Genomic DNA, 3375 nt, shown 5'->3' with positions numbered 1-3375 from the left:
CCACGGCCACCACCGCCACCACGACAATCACCAGTCTCTCCCGATCTACAACCTATTACGTTAAAATCTTCGCTGTCGACACCTACGGGAATGAATCGACTTTGAGTTCAATCAGTGCCCGGACGACTAAGAAGGGGTCGAGTTCTAGTTCATCAACTTCCACCGGTGGTGGAGGCACTTCAGCCCAAGTAAAAGACTTTACTGTGACACAAAAAAACTTTCCCACGGCCACGATAATAAAAGCACACGAGGCCACCACTTTTTCTTGGGTCTCAACCGGCGTGACTTATTTCGTTAACCTTTGGTATTCCCTAGATGGCGGGAAAAATTACACCAAAATTGATGGACCGGTGGTCAACTTCGGTTACTACGATTGGATTACTCCAAGCAAACTTTCTGGCACTAAAATTATTTTCAAATTAGAGTTAACTGATTTGGCTGGCGTTCTTGATACCGAGACTTACGAAAAGTCTCTGTCGACAACCATCATCCCGTCTCAGGCCTATTCGCCAGTAACAGGCGAACTCGAGGAGGTGACCGAAGTTGAATTCGGTGATTATATTAAGAGCCCGTATTTCTCAACAATTTATTTTGTAACCGAAAATCTTGAACGTCGTCCTTTCTTAAACGAACAAACATACTTCACCTGGAAAGATTCCTTTGATGATATTAAACAAGTAACCGACGCTACTTTGACTACTCTTCCCCTTATGGGACCGATCCTTCCAAAACCCGGCGTGAAACTTGTTAAGATTCAAAGTGATGCCCGGGTCTTCGAAGTGATTGAAAATCCTGATGATTATTATCGGCCAATTCTTCGCTGGGTCCCTGACGAAACTACGGCCATTGAACGCTTTGGCGCCGAGTGGGCCAAAAACGTTTTGGACCTGCCAGTTACGATTTTTACCAGGTTTATAATGGAGGAATAGTGTGGTAAAATAATGGCGGTAAAAATGAATAGATTTTTTATGAAAAAAGGTGTCTTTTATAAAATTTTGTTATTGGCGTTGATTTTCAGTCAATTCCCGACAAATTTTGCTCAAGCTTTCTCGAATGGTGCCAATGCCCTCGATGCCCTCGGAAACCTCGACGAAGCAGGGGTTGTAAGTTATAGAAAAGTTGGTCAAAATGGCGGCCCGTTTAATAACGGCATGGCCTCACCAGACGATGTTGCCATTGATTCGACAAACCACCGTCTATTCGTTTCTGATTATCAAAACGGTCGTGTCCTTGTTTACAATTTAAATTCTTCAGATGTTCTTGTGGATTACACGGCTGATTATGTATTGGGTCGACCGGACTTTAATGACACGAGATCTTTAGGGGCTTCCGATGTTACCCAAAATACTTTGGTCGCTCCAACCGGCCTTGCCTATGCTTCAAACATGCTCTATGTGTCTGAAGGTATCGCAAATCGTGTCGTGGTTTTTGATGTAACCACAATTGTCAATGGAGAAAGTGCGGCAAACGTTCTGGGCCAAGCGAGTTTTACCACATATGCCGAAGGAACCACACAGAGCACACTGTATAATCCCAGTGGTCTGGCAATTGCCTCAAATTTACTTTATGTCGCTGATACAACCAATAATCGGGTGATGATATTTGACGTGACGGCAATCCTTGACGGTGAAAACGCGGCGAACGAACTTGGGCAAGCCAACTTTACAACAGTAGAATATTCAAAAAAAACTTCAAGCAGATTAAACCAACCGGAAGGAGTGGAAATTTCAGGAACCACTCTTTATGTCGCCGATACGGCAAACCATCGGGTCGTCACATTTGATGTAACGGCTATCTCTGATGGAGAAGCGGCAACTTTTGTCTTAGGACAAACAGCCTTTGGTTTAAATAGTAGTGGCACCACTATTAGTAAGTTTAAATATCCGAAAGGTTTATCTTTAGATGCGAGTTCGTTATTTGTGTCTGACGCTGATAATGATCGAGTGATGGTTTTTAATATAAGCGATGGAGTTACCAATGGCGAAAGTGCCATAAATGTATTAGGTCAGGCGGACTTTACGAGCGATGTCGAGGGAGTGTCACAAACGCTTTTACAAGAACCTAAAGGGTCAGCACTCATCTCCACAAAACTATATATAAGTGATTATACCAATAGCCGTGTGATGGTTTTTGACATTGCTGTATTGGGAGACGGTGAAGCCGCTGACAACGTCATAGGACAATTTGATGACGATACGGGAGCGGCCAGTTATACAAAAGGCGGCCAAAATAACGGTGCAAGTAAATCAGCTTTCTATGGTGTAGAGGGATCGGCAATCGACACGACAAATCACCGTCTTTTCGTATCAGATTCATCAAACTGCCGCATTTTAGTATTTAATCTTGATACTGATAATACCATTTTAGATTATAAAGCTGATAAGGTTTTAGGGCAGACCGATTTCGCCTCAGACGCTTGCGAAACATATACCCCGACCTCGACCGGCTTGACTGATCCAAGAGGGATTGCTTATGCTTCCAACAAACTTTATGTGGCAGATAATCGGATTACTTATGACACGGGCCGAATACTAATTTACGATGTAACGGACATCACAAACGGTGAAGCCGCCGAGCATGTTCTTGGACAAAAAGATTTCATTGGCACAGCAAACGACGTCCTTGGTCAAGAAATTGTGCCAACCGACGTGACAATTTCATCAAATACGTTATTTGTTTCGGATGCGGGATATAATCGTGTATTAGTTTACGATGTCACTGCTGTAAGCGACGGGGAGAGCGCTGCCAACGTGCTCGGTGCCGAAGACATGGTAACCTCTGGAGGTTATACAACCACAGCAGATACGTTTTATGTTCCTACCGGTCTAGCAACCGACGGAACCTATCTATTCGTTGTCGATTCTGGAAATTACCGTTTACTGATTTTTAACATCACTGCGATTAGTAATGGTGAAGATGCTGTCAATGTGCTTGGCCAAGCCAACTTTACAACTGGCACAGATCAAGGAGTGGCTCAAAACACACTCTATGCCCCATCCGGTGTTGCCTACAGCACAAATAAATTATATGTATCAGATCAAGCAAATCGTGTAATGGTTTTTGACGTAACTGCCATTAGCGACAATGAAAACGCGGCCAATGTTTTGGGTCAAGCCAATTTTACTTCATCAACGGCAGGGACCGGTCAAAATGACTTTTCCTACTCAACATACTTATCTGCGGGATCAGATTTGTTATACGCCACTGATTCTGGCAATAATCGTGTAATGATTTTTGATGTAGCTGGTTCTTCCAACACTGCCCCCACCACCACCGTCCCCACTGCCTCCGAGGCCACTAATGGTACGGGCAAGGTGACAGTCTCGGCAGTGATTGATGACACTGATGACGATAATACTCTCCAGTTCTTGGTGG

2 protein-coding genes are annotated in these 3375 nt (G+C 44.0%); both read left to right on the top strand.

What is annotated here, in order from left to right; genetic code table 11:
* The coding region (locus tag WC773_04795; GenBank protein ID MFA6082693.1) for a hypothetical protein at positions 1–929 on the top strand (929 nt) is incomplete at its 5' end.
* A 39-nt stretch (positions 930–968) separates the two neighbouring features.
* The coding region (locus WC773_04790; protein ID MFA6082692.1) for an NHL repeat-containing protein at positions 969–3375 on the top strand (2407 nt) is incomplete at its 3' end.

The sequence above is a fragment of the Patescibacteria group bacterium genome (genome assembly GCA_041660565.1).
GTDB lineage: Bacteria > Patescibacteriota > UBA1384 > CAJBMM01 > CAJBMM01 > JBAZWC01.
The sequence above is the reverse complement of the archived record's forward strand: the minus strand, read 5'-3'. Positions and strand labels throughout refer to the sequence as shown.